The following is a 19,573-nucleotide window of genomic DNA, read 5'->3' as shown; positions in this document are numbered from 1 at the left end:
GGGACCGCCGTGAGGAGCGCCTCCACCGGCAGGAACACGACGAGGCCGAGTGCCGCCGGATCGGTCCGGGCCAGCGCGGTCCAGGCGTCGGCGAGCTGCGGCGCATCCGCACCCAGCCGTTGCAGCAACCCGACCTGGAGGTTCTCGTCGTGCACGTCGCGCCGGGCCGCCGCGAGCGCGTCGACGGCCGCGGCGTACCCGGCCGCGTCGCGCTGCCGCAGTGCAGCCGCGGCCATCTCGTACTCGGGTGCCGGAACCGTGCCGGCGCGGGCGGCCACGTCGTCGGCCATGGCGTCGAGCCGGCGTCCGGCCACGATGGCCGAGCCGTGGTCGGCGTACTCGAGGATGGCGCCGGCGATCTCCTCGGCCGACTCCACGTTCGGAACCGACAGCGGCGAGTTGGGCGCGAGGAACAGCACGTCGTGGCGGAGCGCCCCGACCGAACGAGCCGCTGCGGCCACCTTGACCAGGCCGTCGGCCAGCTCGACCAGCTCGCCCTCGCCGCGCGGCAGGGGAAGGCCGAGCTCGGCGCAGCCCGCGGCGATGCGGTTGCGCCGTTCGCCGAGCTCGAGGTGCTCGATCACGCGGTGGACGTCGTCGGCCGTCTCCGGCGTCCGCGGCCCGACCCTGGCCAGCGCCAGGATCGGCCGTACCTCACGCTGCACGGTGTTGCGGAAGTAGCCGCCCCGGGCCCGGCCCCCGGACTCGAGGTGCTCGCGGTAGCGGCGCAGGACCTCGAACGCGTCGGGCGGCGGTGGCCCCGACAAGGTGACGGGCTGCAGGTGGCGCGTCCGGTCCAGGACCGTGACCACCTGCGCGGTGTCCTCCAGCATCCGGTCGAAGATCGCGCGATGGTGGCCGTAGATCAGGTTCGACAGCAGCGTCCACGCCCACGGGTGCTCCCAGCGCGCGGGCAGTGCCCCGAGCGAGCGGTTCACGCACCGGGCGACCGAGGTGACAGCGCTGCGGCGCTCCGGATCGAGGTCGGACAGGAGCGTGGGCACCATCCACGTACCCTCGCCCGTCCCGACCGTGTCGTCGGCCTGGGCACACAAGGCGGCGACCTCGTGCGGCGAGGGCAGCATCCCGTCCGCCGGGAGCTCCTGGCCGGCCCGGGCGCGTCGTTCCGGCGTGGAGGTGGCCAGCAGCCTGCGCAGCTCACGCAGCTCCGCCGGGGTGAGCTGCGGTAGCGCGTCGAGGGCCCGGGACACCGAGTCGGCGGGCAGCGCCTCGCGCACCGCGGTCAGCTCCGCTGGGTCGGTGGCGGTGACGACGATGCGTCGACCGTCGGCCAGCAGGGCGGCCACCGCACGTGCCACCGCGGCCGCGTCGAAGTCCTCGAGGAGGACGAGGGTGTTGTCCCGCATCGCCGAGACGATCGAGCGAGGGTCCTCGGCCGGGCGACGCGGGGGTGGCGGCAGCTCGGCCACGGACGCGGCGAGAGCCTCGGCCAGCCTGCGCAGCCCCGGCGGGGGCGCGCCCGAAGCGATCGTCCGGCGGATCTGCGCCTGCGCCGACGTGGTGGCGTGGTCCGGCCCCGCAGCGGCCAGGCGGTCGACGAAGACGGCGAGATCGGCGTCGTCCTCGCCGTTCTGGTTCGCCGGTCCGACATCCAGCACGTGGTCACCTCCGACTGCCGCCGCCGAACGGCGACGGTCACCACTCGTATCGCGGGTGCCGTCGAGATGTTGCACCTGGGACAGGGGATGCGGCAATCGGCGGGCGACCGAACGGTCCATGTTCAGCGATGTCCGGTCACCCTGTCGAGTGGAAAACGAGGCACGTCCGAAAGGTCAGACCTCAGGAGGGACGAGTCGGCGCAAACGTCCCGGCATCACGGCCGAACGGTCGGAATCCGTCGCCGGGCGGCGCCGTCATCGCGTCGACATTCCGGCCGTCGCGGCGACCGGTTCAGGACGAGGGTCCGGGTCCGCGTCGGCGTGGTAGTCACCAGGAGCGGTGCTGTCCTCGCCCTCCGCCACGCCGGCCGCGCGCAGGGCGAACGTGGCCACCACCGACACCACCAGGTTCACCACCAGGGCGACGAACCCGACGTAGATCTGGACCGGCGAGCCGGCGAACGGGTGCCAGCCGAGGAGCGTGAGCCGGTCGAGGGCGAGTGCCGAGCCGCCGAAGTGGACGCTCCCCGTCGCCGGGTTCGGGATGATCCACAGCAGGTACAGGGCGTAGCTCATCCCGGCCACCCACCCGGCCACCAGCGCCCAGCGGTGCAGCCAGCGCGTGTAGAGCGCGATCGCGACGGCGGGCAGGGTCTGGATGATGATCACGCCGCCGATGAGCTGCAGATCGACGGAGAACTGCGGGTCGATGAGCACGATGCACAGCACGGCACCGACCTTGACCAGCAGCGAGGCGAGCTTGGCCTGCTTGGCCTCCTGGACTGGCGTGGCGTCGGGGCGCAGGTACTCCTTGTAGATGTTGCGCGTCCAGAGGTTCGCGGCGGCGATGGACATGATCGCCGCGGGGACCAGTGCGCCGATGCCGATCGCGGCGAACGCGATGCCGCTGAACAGGGAACCGAACTGTTCGGCGAAGAGCATCGGGATGATCGTGTTGGTGTCCGGCCGGCCGGTGGCGTTGTTCGTGATGGGCTGCACGTGGGCGGCGATCGCGACGTAGCCGAGCAGCAGGAGCAGGCCCAGCAGGAACGAGTACGCCGGCAGGGCCACCATGTTGCGCCGCACCACGTCGCGCCGGCGGGAGGCCAGCACGCCGGTGAGCGCGTGCGGGTAGAGGAACAACGCCAGCGCCGACCCGAACGCCAGGGTGATGTACTGCAGCTGGTTGTTGCCGCCCAGCAGCACCCCGTCGGCGGGCGACGGGGTCGCGGCGAACTTCGCGTCCGCCGCTCCGAAGATCGACGACCAGCCGCCGAGCCGGATCGGCAGGTAGATCACGGCCACCAGCACCACGATGTAGATCAGGATGTCCTTGACGAACGCGATCAGCGCCGGTGCCCGCAGGCCCGACTGGTACGTGTAGGCGGCGAGGACCAGGAACGCGATCAGCAACGGCAGGTGTCCGAGCAGCCCGGCACCGTTGAGACCCATCGTGCGCAGCACGGCCTCGAGCCCGGCGAGCTGCAGCGCGATGTAGGGCATCGTGGCGACGAGCCCGGTGATCGCCACCAGCAGCGCCAGCGTGGGGCTGCCGTAGCGACCACGCACGAAGTCGGCGGGGGTGACGTATCCGTGCACCCGCGCCACCGACCACATCCGCAGCAGCGGCAGGAACACCAGCGGGTAGGCGACCACGGCGTACGGCAGCGCGAAGAAGCCGGTCGCGCCGGCGCCGAACAGCAACGCGGGCACGGCGACGAACGTGTAGGCGGTGTAGAGGTCACCGCCGATGAGGAACCAGGTGATCCAGGAGCCGAACCGGCGCCCGCCGAGGCCCCACTCCTCGAGATGGTCGAGCGACGGGGCCGTCCGCCAGCGCGCCGCCAGGAACCCCAGCGCGGACACACCGACGAACAGCACCGTGAAGACGACGAGCTCAGGAACGCGGATCACCGGGTCGCACCGGTGTCGAGGGCGTCGACGTCATCGGGGCCGGCCGGAACGCTCGGGCCCCGCTCGCCGCGGGTGCGCACGTGGACCACAGCCACGATGGCGACGCTGAAGGGCACCCAGGCCAGCTGCACCCAGTAGAAGAACGGCATCCCGAGGAGCCGGGGTTCGGCGACGTTGATCCAGGGCGTGCCGAGAATCAGGAACGGAACGAGCAGGAGCAGATTCCACGCATTCCAGCGCAATTCGCCCGAACCGTTCCCACGATCAGCAGAACCCGACATCCGTTCCCCCCGATCAGAAAGCCCACGTGATCGTAGGGAAACCGGAACGGGCGGGCCGCATGGCGATGGTCACACCATGCGGCCCGCCGGATCGGTCACATGCCGAGGCGCAGCTTCAGTGCCTCCAGCTCGTCGCGCATCGACGTGGGCAGCTGGTCGCCGACCACCTCGAACCACTCCTCGATCAGCGGGATCTCGGCCTTCCACTCCTCGGGGTCGACGGCCAGCGCCGCCTCGATGTCGGCGAGCGGCGCGTCGAGGCCCTCGAGGTCGAGCTGGTCGGCGGTGGGGACGTAGCCCACAGCCGTCTCGGTGGCCGCGGCCGTGCCCTCGATCCGCTCGATCGCCCACTTCAGCACGCGGGAGTTCTCGCCGAAGCCGGGCCACAGGAACTGGCCGTCCTCACCGCGGCGGAACCAGTTGACGTAGAAGATCCGCGGCAGCTTGTCGGCGTCGGCGTTCTTGCCGAGGTTCACCCAGTGCTGGAAGTAGGAGCCGACGTTGTAGCCGAGGAACGGCAGCATCGCCATCGGGTCGCGGCGGACCTGGCCGAGACCACCCTTGGCAGCAGCGGTCTTCTCACTCGACATCGTCGCGCCCATGAAGGTGCCGTGCTGCCAGTCGCGGGCCTCCGTGACCAGTGGCACCGTGGTCTTGCGCCGTCCACCGAACAGGATCGCCGAAATCGGCACACCCTGCGGGTCCTCCCATTCCGGCGCCACGACGGGGCACTGGGAGATCGGCGTGGTGTAGCGCGAGTTCGGGTGCGCGGCCGGCTTGTCGGAATCGGGCGTCCAGTCCTCGCCGGTCCACGACGTCAGGTGCTGCGGGTCACCTTCGAGGCCTTCCCACCAGACATCGCCGTCGTCGGTCCGGGCGACGTTGGTGAACAGCGAGTTCCCCTTCTCGATGGTGCGCATCGCGTTGGGGTTGGTCTTCCAGTTGGTGCCGGGTGCGACACCGAAGAATCCGTACTCCGGGTTCACCGCGTAGAGCCGGCCGTCCTCGCCGAAACGCATCCAGGCGATGTCGTCGCCCACGGTCTCGGCCCGCCAACCGGGCACGGTCGGCTGCAGCATCGCGAGGTTCGTCTTTCCGCATGCGGAGGGGAATGCCGCCGCGACGTAGTACGCCTTCTCCTCGGGGCTGATCAGCTTGAGGATCAGCATGTGCTCGGCCATCCAGCCCTCGTCCCGGGCCATCACCGAGGCGATCCGCAACGCGTAGCACTTCTTGCCGAGCAGGGCGTTGCCGCCGTAGCCGGAGCCGAAGCTCCAGATCTCGCGGGTCTCCGGGAAGTGGGTGATGTACTTCGTGTCGTTGCAGGGCCATGGGACGTCCTGCTGGCCCGGCTCGAGCGGCGCGCCGACGGAGTGCAGCGCGGGCACGAACTTGTCGCCCGCCGGTCCGTCGAACAACGGGAGCACCGCGGCCCCCATTCGCGTCATGATCCGCATCGACACGACGACGTACTCGGAGTCGGTGATCTCCACACCGAGGAAGGGCTCGTCGGCATCGAGGGGCCCCATGCAGAACGGGATGACGTACATCGTCCGGCCACGCATGCAACCGCGGTACAGCGCGGTCATGGTGGCCTTCATCTCGGCCGGGTCCATCCAGTTGTTCGTGGGGCCCGCGTCGGCCTCGGTGAGCGAACAGATGAAGGTGCGCTCCTCGACGCGCGCCACGTCGTCCGGGTCGGACGCCGCCCAGTAGGAGTTGGGTTTCTTCCGCTCGTCGAGCTTCACGAACGTGCCCGCCTCGACGAGCCGCGTGGTCATGCGATCCCACTCGTCGTCGGATCCGTCGCACCAGACGACGCGGTCGGGCGTGGTCAGATCGGCGACCTCGCGCACCCAGGACAGCAGGCGCTCGTTCTCGGTCGGCGCTTCGTCGATCCCTGAGACGGTCATCGCTGTCATGGTTTCCTCGCTTCTCGCCGGCGCCCCGGCCCCCTGGGAATGCTGCGCGCACCCGGACCGCCTGGGCCGGGTGTGCAGGTCAAAGATGAAAGCTGACGGTACCGCTGGTGTCCGGTTTCCCCCACCGCTGGCAGCTGTCGATTGACTCACAGGACCGATCATGTAATCGATTCAGAAGCACGGAAACGCTTTCCGTCGACAATGCGTCGAGGACCGGCCCGGAAGCCCGCTACCCCGCATGACCAGTGAGTTGTCCGGACCGCATGCGTGGCCGGGGCGACCGGCGACCCGGGTGGCAGAGACAACCGCCACATTCCGTGCCACATCGGACAGCACGGACGTGCACGGCCCCGTACGCGGACCGCAGCGCAGCCGCCGGGACGCTCCTGCTTCCGGTGGTACCGGCTCCTGCTTCCGGTGGTCCACGCTCCACACCCCGCGTAGTGTGCCGATCACGTTCGATGCCGGAGGACACATGACCGACACCGCCCTGTACATCACCCTGCTCGCAGTGTCGATCGCACTGACGTTCCTCGTCGGAAGGCTCCTCGTGACGGCGGGCGAGCCGTTCCTCCAGGAGGTCTTCCAGGACGAGAAAGTCACCCGATCGGTCAACCTGCTGCTCTCCGTGCTGTTCCACCTGATCACGCTCGGCGTGCTCGCGATCATCTCCGTCATCGACTGGGTACCGGGCGACGGCCAGCCGTTCCAGACGCTCGTCGCCCGGCTCGGGGTGGTTCTGCTCGTACTCGGGGTCGCGTACGGCGTCTCCATGCTGGTGCTCATCCGGGTCCGGGAGCGCCGCCGGGCCGACCAGATCTCCGAGCACGTCCAGGAGCGGCTGGCCGACCGCGGCATCGGGGGCGGCCAGCCGCAGAGCACGCCCCCGCCGGCCCCGACCGAGCCTCCTCCCGCCCGGTGACAGCCGGGCAGTGACCCTCCGGCCGGGCCGCGACCGTTCCTAACGGGCCCTGGTCCGCAGGCTGAGCAGGACGACCACCGCCACCGCCACCACCACGCCGGCCCCGAGCAGCGCCGCGACGTCGATCCCGGACACGAACGCGGCACGCGCGGAGGCCAGCAGTACGTCGCCGTCGTGGCCGGGGAGCCCGGCCGCGGTAGTGACCGCACCTCCGAGCGTCTCCTGGGCGGTGTGGGTGCCCGCGGGATCCACGCCGGCGGGCACGTGGACGCCTCCCCGGTACACGGCCGTGAGGACGCTGCCGAGCACCGCGGTGCCGAGCACCGCGCCGATCTCGTAGGCCGTCTCCGACACCGCCGATGCCGAGCCTGCGCGGTCGGCGGGGGCGGCGGTCAGGATCGCGTCGTTCGTGATCGTCTCCGACAGCCCGATGCCGGCTCCCACCAGCACCGACGCCACCGCCAGCACCGTCACCGGGGTGTCGACGGCCAGCGCGGTGCACAGCAGGAACCCGGCAGCGGCGAGCCCGAGCCCGGCCGGAACCAGCACGCGCAGCGGGAACATGCGCCCCAGGCGCGAGGCCGCCAGCCCGGCCAGCATCGTCACCACGAATCCCGGCAGCAGCACGAGCCCGGCGTCCATGGGCGAGAGCCCGAGCACGAGCAGCAGGTACTGGGCGGAGAAGAACAGCAGGCCGGTCAGGGCGAACATCGTCGTCGCGTTGGCGAGCGCGGACACCCGCAGCACCGCCGACGCGAAGAGCGAGACGTCGAGCAGCGGCTCCTCGCCCGCCGCCAGCCGGGCCCGGGCGCGGCGCACGAACAGCACGCCCGACCCCGCTCCCACCGCCAGCGCGAGCAGCACCGTCGCGCTGATGCCGTCGTCGGCGACGAGGGTGATCGCCAGCACGGTGGGCACCATCGTCAGCAGAGACAGCAGCACGCCGACCAGGTCGAGCCGTCCGGGGGCGAAGGTCCTGGACTCGGGCAGGATCAGGCCGGCCAGCAGGAGCAGCAGCAGCATCGCCGGCACGTTGACGAGGAACACCGCGCCCCACCAGAAGTGCTGGAGCAGCACGCCGCCCAGGATCGGGCCGAGCGCGGCGCCCGCGGCGAAGCCGGTGGCCCAGATGGCGACGGCGAGCCGGCGTTGCGCCCGGTCGGTGAACAGCGTGCGCAGCAGCGCGAGTGCGGCGGGCATCAGCATGGCGCCGAAGAACCCGAGCAGGGCGCGGGCGCCCACGAGGTACAAGGCGTCGGTCGCGAAGGCGGCCACGGCGGACACGGCGCCGAACCCGGCGACGCCGATCATCAGAGTCCTGCGGTGCCCGATGCGGTCCCCGAGCGTCCCCATCGTGACGAGCAGGCCGGCGAGCACCAGCGGGTAGATGTCGACCATCCACAGCAGTTGCGAGGCGGACGGGGTGAGCGCGGCGCTGATCGCGGGCACGGCGAAGCCGAGCACGGTGTTGTCGAGGGCGACCAGCACCGTCGGCAGGAACAGCACAGCCAGCCCGATCCACGCGCGAGGGGCGGCACGGGTCGGGGCGAGCGGGAGGCGGGCAGGGGCAACAGCGGTCATGACGTCCTTGCGAGAGCGCCGCCCGTCAAGGGCGGGTGGTGATCGGGGGGAAGCGCGTTAATATACCGTCTAGACGGTACAGTTTCGCTGGTTGTTCCCCCGTGGCACCCGACGTGGCCGAGCACACCCGGCCTCTACACTCGGTCGAATGGCGAGCGCCCGGGACCGCGTGCTGGACGCGTACGAGACGCTGCTGATCGACCACGGCGCCGCCGCCGTCACCCTCGACGCCGTCGCAGCGGCCGCCGCCGTGTCCAAGGGCGGCCTGCTCTACCACTTCGCGTCGAAGGACGCGCTCGCCGCGGGGCTGCTCGACCGCCTCCGGGAGCGCAGCGCCGCCGACGCCGACGCCATCCGCAGCGCGCCCGACGGGCCCGTCGCCTACTACCTGCGCACGTCAGCACCCGGCGGCGGCGTGCCGGGCGGCGTCACCCGTACCTACCTCGCCGTGCTGCGGCTCGCCGACGGCACGACCTCGGGCCAGGCCGTGCGCGAGGCTCTCGCCGTGGTGGACGCCGACGCCTTCGCCGCCCTGCGCGAGGAGCTTGCCGACCCGGTGCTCGCCTGGCTGGCCCAGCTCGTCGGCGACGGGCTCTACCTGCGCACCCTCACCGGCACCCCGTTGCCCCCCGGCCTGGACGTGGAGGACCTGCTGGAGCGGATGCGCCGCGTCCTCCTCGCCGGCACCGACTGACCCGGCGCGCGCTGCCGGTGCGTCAGCGGGCGGCGGTGATGGCCGACCGTGCGATCACGGGCAACGCGATCGGCAGCCGGTGCACGGCCACGTTCCAGAACCGGGACTCCGGCTCACCGGCACGCCAGGCGTCGGCGAGCCGCGTGGCGGCCTCGGAGTCCATCCGCCGCCGCGGCCGGGGCCGCATGTGACACCGCCTGCGCACCTCGGCGTCCAGCGCCCGCCAGGCGTCGTCGGCCGTGGTGTGCACGCTCACCGTCGGTGGGCCTGCAGCATCCCCGACGAGCAGCGTGTACACGCTCACCACCTCGAACGACACCTTCGGCCCCTCTTTCGTCAACGACCTGGCGACGACGTCGGCGCACCTCCTAGTCAACGGCACCGAGCGCCGGGAGGTTCGCAACGCCACACTGCCGAGCGCCGTCCGGTCACCGATCGCGGCCGGACGGCGCTCGCGTCAGCGGCCCAGCGACACCGAGGACATGTTGAACTCCGGCACCCGCACCGGCGGCATCGCGACGCGCGTGAACCAGTCCTTCCACTCCCGTGGCAGGGTCTGTTCGGTGGCCCCGACCTCGGTCGTGCGGCGCAGCACGTCGAGCGGCGAGTAGTTGAACCGGAAGTTGTGGTCGACCTCGCCCACCACCTCACCGCCCTCCACCAGGTACACGCCGTCGCGGGTGAGCCCGGTGAGCAGCAATGTGGTGGGGTCGACCTCGCGGATGTACCAGAGACAGGTGAGCAGCACCCCGCGCTCGGTGCGCGCCACCATGTCGCTGATCGAGGCCTGCGACCCCCCGGTGAGCACCAGGTTGTGCCCGGACGGGGTGAACGTGGTGCCGAACTCGGCCGCCTCGGCCCGCGAGTAGACCAGCTCGCCGAGCACTCCCCGGTCGACCCACTCCGCCCGGCGGGTGGGCACACCGTTGTCGAAGACGCTGACCCCCTCACCGGAGCGGGTGGCGGTGACGAACGGTCCGTACTCCAACCCGGGCGCCGCCGGGTCGCTGGCCATGGTGAGCGGCAGGTCGGTCAGCCGCTCACCGACGCGCAGACCGTCCGGACCCGCAAGGGCGCTGCGGCCCTCCTGCGCCGGCCTGCCCTCCATCGACCAGGCCAGGTAGATCAGGAGGTCGGACACCGCGGACGGGGGCAACAGCGTCTCGTACCGGCCCGCGGGCAGGCTGACCCGCCGCTTCCCCCACTCAGCCGTCGCGCCGCCTCCGCGGCCAGCGCGACCACGTCGACGTCGCGGAAGTCGGCGGTGGACACGCCGGTCCAGGCGGACCCTGCGAGGTCGGGTGTCTTCGCGTTGAGCTCCACCGACCCCGTGGGCTGCACCCAGCGGCGCCGCACCCCGGTGGACGAGCCGAGCCAGACCGTGGTGATCTCGTGGCTGGCGAACCCGTACTGCCGGTGCGGGCCGGCCAGCACCTCGGACAGGCCTTCGGCGAACGAGCCGAACACCCCGATCGACGTCTCGGCCCCCGGATCGCCCCAGCCGGGATCGTCGCCGTCCGGCTCGACCAGGGGCATCGCGTCGCGCGCCGGACCGGCGTCCCGCGCTGCCGCCTCGGCCGCGCGGACCAGATCCTCGAGCTGACCGACGTGGGTGACGGCGGCGCTGGAGCTCACCACACCGGCCGCGGTGCCGCCCTCGACCACGACGAACGCGATCACCGTGACCCGGCCGGACGTGGTGTGCCCGTTGGTGGTCATGGTGGAGTTGGCCCACCGCAGCACGGCCTCGCTGGTCTCGTGGACCAGCACGGCACAGCCGTGCAGGTGGGACCCCGCGGCCAGCGTCCGCTCCACGACCTCCTGCGGAGCGAGCACCGATGCCGGGGCACCGCTTCGCCTCGTCGAGGTCACTGGCCCTCCTCCTGCGTGTTGAGCACGTTGATGCCACGGAACCGGGCCGACGGGCAGCCGTGGCTCACCGGGGCCGCCTGCCCCGGCTGGGCCTTGCCGCAGTTCATGGCGCCGTGCAGCAGCCAGGTGGAACGGCCACCGACCGCGTCGAGCGAACCCCAGAAGTCGGTGGTGGTGGCCTGGTAGGCGACGTCGCGCAGCTGGCCGGCGAGCTTTCCGTCCTCGATGCGGTAGAAGCGCTGGCCCGTGAACTGGAAGTTGTAGCGCTGCATGTCGATCGACCACGACTTGTCGCCGACGACGTAGATGCCCCGGTCGACCCCGGCGATGAGCTCGTCGGTGCTGGTGTCGCGCACCGGGTCGGGCTGCAGCGACACATTGGCCATCCGCTGGATCGGCACGTGGTGGGGCGAGTCGGCGAACGCACAGCCGTTGGAACGCTCCAGCCCCAGCCGGGGCGCGAACGTCCGGTCGAGCTGGTAGCCGACCAGCACGCCGTCGCGCACGAGATCCCACTCGCCCGTGGCGACGCCGTCGTCGTCGAAGCCGACGGTGGCCAGCCCGTGCGGCACGGTCCGGTCGCCGGTGACGTGCATGTGCTCCGAGCCGTAGCGCAGCGTGCCGAGCTGGTCGGGGGTGGCGAAGCTGGTGCCGGCGTAGGCGGCCTCGTAGCCGATCGCCCTGTCGTACTCCGTGGCGTGCCCGACGGACTCGTGGATCGTGAGCCACAGGTTCGTCGGGTCGATCACGAGGTCGTAGGTGCCCGCCCGCACCGACGGCGCCTTCGTCTTCTCCGCGAGCAGCTCGGGGATCAGGGCGAGCTCGCCGTCCCAGTCCCAGCCGTCACCGGTGAGGTACTCCCAGCCCCGCCCCGCGGGCGCGGCGAGGGAGCTCATCGTCTCGAAGCCGCCCGCGGCACGGTCGACGGCGGTGGCCGTGATCGTCGGGTCGATCCGGACGCGCTGCTGAGTGGTGGTGGTGCCCGCCGTGTCGGCGTAGAACTTGTTCTCCCGCACGACGGCCACCCCGGCCTGCACGTGGTCGACGCCGTCCGAGGCGAGCAGCCGCTGCGACCAGTCGGTGAGCAGCTCCACCTTCTCCCGCGTGGGGACGGTGAACGGGTCGACCGTGTAGTCGGAGACCCAGACGGCGTCGGCGTGGACCGGCTCCGCGGCCCGCTCGACGCGCTCGATCGCCACCGGCGCGAGGGTGCGGGCCACGGCCACCGCGCGCTCCGCCGTGGCCGCCGCCCTGGCCGGTGTCAGCTCGACGTGGGACGCGAAGCCCCACACGCCGTCGACGATGACGCGCACCGCGAGCCCCACGGTGGTGCTGTCGGCGACACCGGTGACGGTGCCGTCGCGCAGGTCGATCGACTGCGACACGATCCGCTCGACCCGCAGGTCGGTGTGCTGCGCCCCCAGCTCGCGCCCCCGGGCGAGGGCGGCGTCGGCCAGAGCGGCCAGCGGCAGAGCCCGGAACTCCGGGTCGATCCGATCTACGGCCATCTCCGAAACCTACTTTGCCGCCCGCCATGTCCGGTGCCCCGACCTCACGGCTCGTACCCCGCCTCGGCCCCGCCGCGCAGGCCGTCGGTGATCGCGGTGCCGGCCCCGGCGGGCGGCTCCACGACCGTCTGCCGCACCGCCCCGTCCGGGCCGATCCGCAGGATCTGGTCGGCGAACCCGTCGCCGTCGATGTCGGTGAGCAGGACGAGGTCGATGTCGTCGCAGGTGACCGCGGTGTCGGCGCGGCCGTCGCCGTCGGTGTCGAAGCCACCGGACACGTCGAACCCACCGGGAAGGTCGGGGGGCGCGTCGTCCGGCACGAAACCCGGGTGGCGCCCCGGCGGCGGCCCCGGCAGCGGAAGCTCAGGCACCGGACACCTGCCCGGTGCGCTCGGGGGCCAGCAGGGCCAGCTCGGCGTCGACCTCCGCACGGCGGCGCAGCACCGCGGCATCCAGGGCCGCCACCGCCGCCCGCTCCAGCTCCACCAGCCGGCGTCCGAGGTCGGCGTCGACGGCCCGGGCGGCCGCGGCGAGCACCTGCTCGGTGTGGCGGTGCAGCCGCAGGCGCTCCGCCGACGTACGGCGGGCCCGCACGGTGGCGACCACCGCCGCGACTCCGGCGCCGACGGCGAGTGGGGCCAGCGCCGGCCCGGCGAGGGCCGGCAAGCCGAGCAGGGGCAGCGCGGCCAGCGGAAACAGGGCCAGCCGCCAGAGCGCGGCTCCGTCGGCGGCCCCGGCGAGCAGCGACCGCGGCCGGCCTGCCGGTGCCGGCACGGCCGCCGCCAGGCCAGGAAGCCGCGGCGGCGGAAGCCGCGGCCAGCCGGGATCCAGCACGAGATCGCGTTCGCCTGCGATCCTGCGCAACGCGGGCCGCAGAGCGGCCGCCCATCCGGCGTGGACCTCGACCGCGAGGGCGTCGACCGCCGTGGCGAGGAGGCCGGGGAGCTGCTGCCGCGCCGCCCGCCGGCCGATGTCGACGTGGTCGGCAGCCTCCCGGGCGAGCCCGGCCAGCGCCGCCTCCGCGTCGGCGGCCGCCGTGATCCGGCTCAGCGCCAGGCAGCTGCGCAGCTCCCCGCGGTGGCCGCCGGTCAGCAGGGCGCGCGCGGCGCGCAGCTCGGCGCGGCGGGCACGAACGGCGTCGACATAGCGATCGGGCATCCGGCCAGCGTCGCAGCGCAGCCGCGGCGGCGCGGTCGAACGGCGGCACCGGTGTGCGATCGCGAACGATTCGGTCAGCTCGGGTCGGCCGGGACGCCGTCGGGCTCCTCCTTCTCATTCTCGGCCTCGGCGACGAGCCGCGCGTACCGCGTGCCCGCTGCCAGCAGCACCAGGCCCGCCCCGAGGAACGCCGCCACCCGGGCCAGCCCGTCGAGCGCGACGAGGTCGAACAGCACCAGCTTCGCGACGGCCGCGGCGACCAGCACGAGCCCGGTGATCCGCAGCGCGGGCCGGCTGATCCCGCGGGCCAGCAGCACGAGCGCGGCGACCGTCCAGGACACCGTCGCCACGGCGTGCCCCCCGGTGAACCCGGCGCGGTCCGGCGACACGAGCAGCGCGACGGTGACCACCAGCGACGTCGCGCCGTAGAGGCCGACGACCCCGATCGGCACCCACAGCGGGGCGGACGCAGGGTCGGGCCGGATCAGGTCCACGCGGCCGGCCGCCACCAGCAGCGCCACCGCGAGCACCAGCACCAGCACCGAGACCCCGGCACCGGTGAGGAGAACACCCTGGCCGCCCTGGTGGTAGGGAAAGGCCGGGAACTGCACCAGCGCGGCGAGCGGAGCGTCCTGCGCGAGAGCGAGCAGCGACCCGACGGCGCCGTACGCCATCGCGATGTTCAGCGGAAGCCGCGAGCGCAGTACGGCCGCCAGCACGGCGAGCACCACCGCCTGCCCGAGCAGCAGCACGGTGGCGCCGCTCCCGTCCACCGCCACCAGCGTCGCCTCGAACAGCGCGACGGCCGCCGCCGTGATGCCCACCGTCCGGAGCAGGTGGTCCAGCCCGGGAGTCATGGCGAACCCGCCCAGTGCGAGCGCGGCGACGGCGGCGACCGCGCCACCGCCCCAGTCACCGAGCGCGGCTGCGGTCGCGAGCACAGGGACGGGCGTGGCGGCCACCAACCCGGCCACGGGTCCCAGCGCCAACAGCCGGGCGGCGGGCAGCGCGGTCGAGAGGCTCACGGCGAGGGAGCCGAGCACGACCGCGATCGTGGCCGCTTCCTCGTTCACGGCGACGAGAGCGCCGACCGCCGATCCGAAGAGCACCGGCCCGGCCGCGGCGAGGAGCATCAGGACGTGCCAGCGCCTGCGCAGCACCACCGGCAGCGCCGCCAGCTGCAGGGCCAGTGCGAGCGCCACCAGCCGCCAGTCCGCCACGATCACAGGTGCCAGCAGCGCCGCGCCGGCCACCACACCAGCGCCCAACAGCTGCGACCGCCACCTGTCGGCCAGACCGAGGCCTGCGGCTGCCACCAGCAGCTCGACCAGCAACGCGGGCACGACGGGCAGGTAGCCGTAGAGCACGGTGGCCGCGGCGACCACGAGGTACAGCGTCGCGAGGCCCGTCGCCGCCAGTGCGAGGGCGCCGGCGCGCGCGTTCTCCCTGCGGTGCAGCCACAGCCCGATGCCGACCAGCGCGATGCCGAGCAGCGCACCGGTCGTCACCCGCGCAGGTGGCGAGAACCAGCCCCGCGACGCGGCCAGCACGAGCAACAGGACCACGCCGAGCAGCGTCACGCCCCCACCGACCCAGGCGAGCAGCCGCGCGCCGGAGATCGCCGACCTCGCCCGCGCCGCCGGCGCCGGGTCCGGGCCACCGGCAACCGAGGGCCACCCCGGCGTCGACGCGCCGGGTGCCGACACGCCGCGCGACCGCGGGTCGGGCGCGTAGGCGCCGACCGGCGCTCCGACCTGCGACGGAGCGGGCCGGGCCGGGCCTGCGGCGGAAGTATCCACGTCGTCGGGACATTCGGGACCGATGTCCGAAGCAACCCGCCCCACCGAACGTGCGTCTCTAGATCGTGACCACAGAGGCGCCTCCACGGCCGGCGCCGGTCCGGGACCGACCGGGGCGGCAGCAGCACGCAGCCGCACCAGGTCCGTGCTCATCGCGTCGAGCCTGCGTCCGAGCAGGCTCATCTCGGCGGCGAGAGCGACGTAGGGATCCACGGTCTCGGTGTTCATGCGGAGCAGGATGGCGCCCCGCCGAGGCCGGCGGGGTCCGTATCCCTACCCGCTTCGTGTCACAAATACATCACGTACCCCCATCCGGGGGATTCGTAGCTGATCACCCGCAACCCGCTCGCGACAGCCTCGTTGTCTCGATCGAGCGGACTTGTCTGGAGGTTGTGTGAGCGCCGTTTCACCTGCCCGCCCAGCCGTCCCCGCAGGGGCGGCGCCCTTCGGGGCGGACCGTCGAACGCTGCGCGTGCCCCGACCGCGTGCCCAGCCGGTCCGTTCCCGGTTCCCTGCCGTCTCCGTTGTGGTGCCCACCCGCAACGAGGCCCGCAACCTGGAGATCATCCTCCCGGCGATCGCCGCGGTCCGTCCCGCCGTCCACGAGATCATCGTCGTCGACGGGAACTCCAGCGACGGCTCCATCGAGGTCGCGAAGCGCGTCCTGCCGTGGGTCCGCACGATCACCCAGACCCGCAAGGGCAAGGGCAACGCCATGGCGTGCGGGTTCGCCGCGGCCACCGGCGACGTCATCGTGATGTTCGACGCCGACGGCTCCGCCGACCCCGCGGAGATCCCCTCGTTCGTCTCTGCGCTGGTGGCCGGGGCCGACTTCGCCAAGGGCAGCCGGTTCACCAACGGCGGCGGCAGCGACGACATCACACTCCTGCGCAAGACCGGCAACGCCGGGCTCAACGGCGTCGCGAACGCGCTCTTCGGCACGGCGTACACCGACCTCTGCTACGGCTACAACGCGTTCTGGTCCGACCTCCTGCCGGTCCTCGAGCTGCCCCCGGTGGACGCACCGCCGCCCCCGGAGGGAATGCTGTGGGGCGACGGCTTCGAGATCGAGACGGTGCTGAACTGCCGCATCGCCGCAGCCGGCCTGAAGATCACCGAAGTGCCCTCGATCGAGCGGCAGCGGATGTTCGGCGAGACCAACCTCCGCACGTTCGCCGACGGCTCGCGCGTGCTGCGTACCCTGCTGGCCGAGCACCGGCGCGCCGACCGCCGCAAGTCCGACCGCCGCTAGCACCGAGCGGTCACCCACTTCCTGAAGGAGACCGCCCCGTGAGTACGCCCGCCGTCACGGCGACCGTCGTGATCTGCGTCTACACCGAGAAGCGGTGGGACGACATCGTCGCCGCGGTCGAGTCGGTCGAGGCCCAGGACGTCGCCGCGGCGGAGACGTTGGTGATCGTCGACCACAACGCCTCGCTCCTCGCCCGTGCCCAGGAGGCCTTCGGCCCGCGCGGGGTCCGGGTACTGCCCAACGCCCACAAGCAGGGCCTGTCCGGCGCCCGGAACACCGCGATCGCCGAGGCCACCGCCGACGTGATCGTGTTCCTCGACGACGACGCCGCCGCGCGTCCCGGATGGCTCGCCGCACTGCTCGAGCCCTACAGCGACCCCACGGTCGCCGCGGTCGGCGGGGTCGCGCACCCGCGCTGGCCCACCGTCGGGGTGCCCATGCGCACCACCCGTCCGCACGTCCTGCCGGGAGCCGATCCCCGCAACGGCGACGCGACGGGGGAGCTCGACTGGATCGTCGGCTGCACCTACACCGGGCAGCCCACGCAGCAGGCCGAGGTGCGCAACCTGATGGGCTGCAACATGTCGTTCCGCCGCGAGGTGTTCGAGCGCGTCGGGGGCTTCGCCGAGGACATCGGCCGCATCGGCAAGAACCCGCTGGGCTGCGAGGAGACCGAGCTCTGCATCCGAGCCCGGCAGGCCTACCACCGGGCGGGCGAGAAGATCCGCATCCTGTTCGAGCCGCGCGCCATCGTCGACCACCGGGTGAGCGAGGACCGCGTGGAATGGGCGTACCTGCGCCGTCGCAGCTGGGCGGAGGGGCTGTCGAAGGCCGCGGTCTCCAAGCTCGTCGGCACCGACGACGCCCTGTCCACCGAGCGCAGCTATGTTGCGAAGGTGCTGCCCACGGCCGTGGTTCGGGAGCTCCGCCAACGCAACGTCGTGTCGGCGGCGGCCGTCGTCACCGCGCTCGCCTGCACCGGAGCCGGCTTCCTGAGGGGCAAGCTGCCCGGCGCCACCGCGGGCGTACGGCTCCCTGCCGCCACCGCGGGTACCGCGGGCGCCCCCCGCCCGAACACGGGTGGCTGAGGTCGGGCAGACCGCGGTGCACCCGCCCATCCACAGCTTCGTCCACCACCGCAGCCGCCTCACCGACGGCCAGCAGCACGCCTGGGACCGGTGGTGGGGGAGCCGCGGGCGCGACGTCGACGACCTTTTGAGCGGCGCGGAGCCGTACGACCCGCCCGCGTGGTTCGGTCGGACGGCGCCGCTGGTGCTCGAGATCGGGTCCGGGATGGGGGAGTCGACGGCCGCACTCGCCACGGCCGCCCCTGAGGTCGACCACATCGCCGTCGAGGTGTTCGAGCCGGGCCTCGCGCAGCTGCTGATGCGTCTCGCCGAGGGCGGGCTGACGAACGTGGCCCTGCTGCGCGGCGACGCTGTCGCGCTGCTGCGCCAGTGCGTGCCGCCGGCCTCGCTCGCCGGTATTCGGGTCTTCTTCCCGGACCCGTGGCCCAAGCGCAAGCACCGCAAGCGACGCCTCGTCCAGCCGGACTTCGTCGCGTTGGCCGCCTCGCGGCTCGTACCGGGCGGCACCCTGCACCTGGCCACCGACTGGGACGACTACGCCGACCAGATGCGTGAGGTCTGCGACGCCGAGCCGCTTCTGGACAACACCGCGGCGGACCTCCCCGGCGGCTGGACACCGCGTCCGGACTGGCGTCCGGTCTCGAAGTTCGAGCAACGCGCGCGTCTGGAGGGACGCGCCGTGCACGACCTTCTTTATCGGCGTGTCGGCACTGGGCCACCTTCTGATCACAGGGTGTGACCGTGTAGGAAGGACGACGCCCCGCTCCCCAGGGGTGTCGGCGAGTGAAAGGCTGAGCGCCGGGTGTCATCGCTCGTTGCAACGAATGCTGCCGTGCCCGCTCCCCGAAAGGCTGACAGCAGCCTGACCGGGGCCCCTGCCTCCGCACCGACGGCCGTGGTGGATCCGGCCGCGGCGGAGGAGTTCCTCGATCAGTTCTACGCCGAGACCTCGCCACCCGCCAGGTTCGACCACCGGGTGTGGCAAGTGCGACACGAGATCGAGACGACGGGCAGCTACACCCACACCGTCGACGAGCTGACGTTCGGCGCCCGCGTGGCCTGGCGCAACTCGGCACGCTGCATCGGCAGGCTGTACTGGAACAGCCTCCGGGTGCGCGACAGGCGGCACCTGAGCGCCCCCGCCGACGTCGCCGCCGAGTGCGTCGGGCACCTGCGCGACGCCACCCGCGACGGCCGCATCCGCTCCACCATCACCGTCTTCGCCCCGGACCGGCCGCATCACCCCGGCCCGCGCATCCACAACGACCAGCTCGTGCGGTACGCCGGGCATCGCCTACCCACCGGCGAGACCCGCGGCGACGGGCGCTACGTCGACTTCACCGAGCGCGCCGTCGGGGCGGGGTGGCGACGGCCCGACCCGCCCGGCCGGTTCGACGTGCTGCCGCTGCTCGTGTCCGCTGGCGACGACGAGCCCGAGATCTTCGACGTCCCGGCCGACGCCGTGCTTGAGGTCCCGCTCATCCACCCCGACCACGACTGGTTCGCCGATCTACGCCTGCGGTGGCACGCGGTGCCGGCGATCAGCAACATGCCGCTCGTCGTCGGCGGCGTCACCTACCCGGCCGCGCCGTTCAACGGCTGGTACCTCGGCACCGAGATCGGTGCCCGCAACCTCGTCGACGCCGACCGCTACGACCTGCTTCCCGTCGTCGCGGAGCGGCTCGGCCTCGACACCAGCTCGGAGCGCACCTTGTGGCGCGACCGGGCGCTGGTGGAGATGGTGCGTGCGGTGCAGCACTCCTTCGACGTGGCGGGCGTGACGATGGCCGACCACCACTCCGAGTCACGGCGGTTCCTCACCCACGTCGCCCGTGAGGAGAGCGCCGGCCGGCGCTGCCCCGCCGACTGGAGCTGGATCGTGCCGCCCGTCTCCGGGGGTCTCACCCCGGTGTACCACCGCTACTACGACGAGCCCGACCCCGAGACCCGCCCGGCCTTCCTC

Annotated in this window: 18 protein-coding genes; 6 read left to right on the top strand and 12 right to left on the bottom strand. The window is 72.6% G+C overall.

What is annotated here, in order from left to right:
* The 4 genes from HF577_RS30155 to HF577_RS30140 all read right to left on the bottom strand — a co-directional run.
* A partial coding sequence (locus HF577_RS30155) for a hypothetical protein (RefSeq protein ID WP_169399380.1) occupies positions 1-1,619 on the bottom strand: 1,619 nt, incomplete at its 3' end.
* Positions 1,620-1,874: 255 nt separating this feature from the next.
* Positions 1,875-3,530, bottom strand: coding sequence for a monocarboxylate uptake permease MctP (gene mctP / locus HF577_RS30150; RefSeq protein ID WP_169399381.1), 1,656 nt, complete (start codon positions 3,528-3,530; stop codon positions 1,875-1,877).
* Complete coding sequence (locus HF577_RS30145; RefSeq protein WP_312859470.1) at positions 3,530-3,775, bottom strand: DUF3311 domain-containing protein; 246 nt, start codon at positions 3,773-3,775, stop codon at positions 3,530-3,532. The genes mctP and HF577_RS30145 overlap by 1 nt, the downstream gene beginning before the upstream one ends.
* Positions 3,776-3,909: 134 nt before the next feature.
* Positions 3,910-5,736, bottom strand: a complete 1,827-nt coding sequence (locus tag HF577_RS30140; RefSeq protein ID WP_169399378.1) for a phosphoenolpyruvate carboxykinase (GTP) — start codon at positions 5,734-5,736, stop codon at positions 3,910-3,912.
* A 475-nt stretch (positions 5,737-6,211) separates the two neighbouring features.
* Between HF577_RS30140 and HF577_RS30135 the strand changes: the two genes are divergently transcribed.
* Positions 6,212-6,658: a hypothetical protein gene (locus HF577_RS30135; RefSeq protein ID WP_211175050.1), complete on the top strand. Its 447-nt coding sequence runs from the start codon at positions 6,212-6,214 to the stop codon at positions 6,656-6,658.
* A gap of 39 nt (positions 6,659-6,697) precedes the next feature.
* Here HF577_RS30135 and HF577_RS30130 read toward each other — a convergent pair whose 3' ends face one another.
* Positions 6,698-8,239: an MFS transporter gene (locus HF577_RS30130; protein ID WP_169399377.1), complete on the bottom strand. Its 1,542-nt coding sequence runs from the start codon at positions 8,237-8,239 to the stop codon at positions 6,698-6,700.
* A 148-nt stretch (positions 8,240-8,387) separates the two neighbouring features.
* Between HF577_RS30130 and HF577_RS30125 the strand changes: the two genes are divergently transcribed.
* Positions 8,388-8,933 carry a TetR family transcriptional regulator gene (locus HF577_RS30125; protein WP_169399376.1) on the top strand — a complete coding sequence of 182 codons (546 nt, stop codon included), beginning with the start codon at positions 8,388-8,390 and terminating at the stop codon, positions 8,931-8,933.
* 22 nt (positions 8,934-8,955) lie between these two features.
* Here HF577_RS30125 and HF577_RS30120 read toward each other — a convergent pair whose 3' ends face one another.
* The 7 genes from HF577_RS30120 to HF577_RS30095 all read right to left on the bottom strand — a co-directional run bounded on the left by HF577_RS30120 (position 8,956) and on the right by HF577_RS30095 (position 15,498).
* Complete coding sequence (locus HF577_RS30120; protein WP_169399375.1) at positions 8,956-9,252, bottom strand: hypothetical protein; 297 nt, start codon at positions 9,250-9,252, stop codon at positions 8,956-8,958.
* Between the two features lie 138 nt (positions 9,253-9,390).
* Complete coding sequence (locus HF577_RS38855) at positions 9,391-10,089, bottom strand: metallopeptidase TldD-related protein (RefSeq protein WP_246267560.1); 699 nt, start codon at positions 10,087-10,089, stop codon at positions 9,391-9,393.
* Positions 10,059-10,805, bottom strand: a complete 747-nt coding sequence (locus HF577_RS39920) for a hypothetical protein (protein WP_312859469.1) — start codon at positions 10,803-10,805, stop codon at positions 10,059-10,061. The genes HF577_RS38855 and HF577_RS39920 overlap by 31 nt, the downstream gene beginning before the upstream one ends.
* On the bottom strand, positions 10,802-12,313 hold the full coding sequence (locus HF577_RS30110; protein WP_169399374.1) for a TldD/PmbA family protein: 1,512 nt from the start codon (positions 12,311-12,313) through the stop codon (positions 10,802-10,804). Before HF577_RS30110 ends, HF577_RS39920 begins: the two co-directional genes overlap by 4 nt.
* A gap of 44 nt (positions 12,314-12,357) precedes the next feature.
* Complete coding sequence (locus tag HF577_RS30105) at positions 12,358-12,684, bottom strand: hypothetical protein (RefSeq protein ID WP_169399373.1); 327 nt, start codon at positions 12,682-12,684, stop codon at positions 12,358-12,360.
* Positions 12,677-13,471, bottom strand: a complete 795-nt coding sequence (locus tag HF577_RS30100; protein ID WP_169399372.1) for a hypothetical protein — start codon at positions 13,469-13,471, stop codon at positions 12,677-12,679. Before HF577_RS30100 ends, HF577_RS30105 begins: the two co-directional genes overlap by 8 nt.
* Positions 13,472-13,545: 74 nt before the next feature.
* A complete protein-coding gene (locus tag HF577_RS30095) occupies positions 13,546-15,498 on the bottom strand; it encodes a DUF2339 domain-containing protein (protein WP_169399371.1) in 1,953 nt (650 codons plus the stop codon).
* Between the two features lie 244 nt (positions 15,499-15,742).
* Between HF577_RS30095 and HF577_RS30090 the strand changes: the two genes are divergently transcribed.
* The 4 genes from HF577_RS30090 to HF577_RS30075 all read left to right on the top strand — a co-directional run.
* Positions 15,743-16,522 (top strand): glycosyltransferase family 2 protein, encoded by a 780-nt coding sequence (locus HF577_RS30090; RefSeq protein ID WP_312859468.1) that lies wholly within the window; start codon positions 15,743-15,745, stop codon positions 16,520-16,522.
* A 38-nt stretch (positions 16,523-16,560) separates the two neighbouring features.
* Complete coding sequence (locus HF577_RS30085) at positions 16,561-17,610, top strand: glycosyltransferase family 2 protein (protein ID WP_169399369.1); 1,050 nt, start codon at positions 16,561-16,563, stop codon at positions 17,608-17,610.
* On the top strand, positions 17,603-18,349 hold the full coding sequence (gene trmB, locus HF577_RS30080) for a tRNA (guanosine(46)-N7)-methyltransferase TrmB (protein ID WP_169399368.1): 747 nt from the start codon (positions 17,603-17,605) through the stop codon (positions 18,347-18,349). Before HF577_RS30085 ends, trmB begins: the two co-directional genes overlap by 8 nt.
* Positions 18,350-18,472: 123 nt before the next feature.
* Positions 18,473-19,573 (top strand): nitric oxide synthase oxygenase (locus tag HF577_RS30075; protein ID WP_211175051.1); only part of this gene is annotated, 1,101 nt, incomplete at its 3' end.

The organism is Pseudonocardia xinjiangensis (genome assembly GCF_012911925.1).
Classification (GTDB): Bacteria; Actinomycetota; Actinomycetes; order Mycobacteriales; family Pseudonocardiaceae; genus Pseudonocardia; species Pseudonocardia xinjiangensis.
This window is presented reverse-complemented; position numbering and strand designations above follow the sequence as displayed.

What these genes read in the sequence shown, in the direction of transcription:
- HF577_RS30140 (WP_169399378.1), bottom strand. Translation starts at nt 5,736, where the DNA reads ATGACAGCGATGACCGTCTCAGGGATCGACGAAGCGCCGACCGAGAAC.
- HF577_RS30135 (WP_211175050.1), top strand. Translation starts at nt 6,212, where the DNA reads ATGACCGACACCGCCCTGTACATCACCCTGCTCGCAGTGTCGATCGCA.
- HF577_RS30130 (WP_169399377.1), bottom strand. Translation starts at nt 8,239, where the DNA reads ATGACCGCTGTTGCCCCTGCCCGCCTCCCGCTCGCCCCGACCCGTGCC.
- HF577_RS30125 (WP_169399376.1), top strand. Translation starts at nt 8,388, where the DNA reads ATGGCGAGCGCCCGGGACCGCGTGCTGGACGCGTACGAGACGCTGCTG.
- HF577_RS30110 (WP_169399374.1), bottom strand. Translation starts at nt 12,313, where the DNA reads ATGGCCGTAGATCGGATCGACCCGGAGTTCCGGGCTCTGCCGCTGGCC.
- HF577_RS30100 (WP_169399372.1), bottom strand. Translation starts at nt 13,471, where the DNA reads ATGCCCGATCGCTATGTCGACGCCGTTCGTGCCCGCCGCGCCGAGCTG.
- HF577_RS30095 (WP_169399371.1), bottom strand. Translation starts at nt 15,498, where the DNA reads ATGAACACCGAGACCGTGGATCCCTACGTCGCTCTCGCCGCCGAGATG.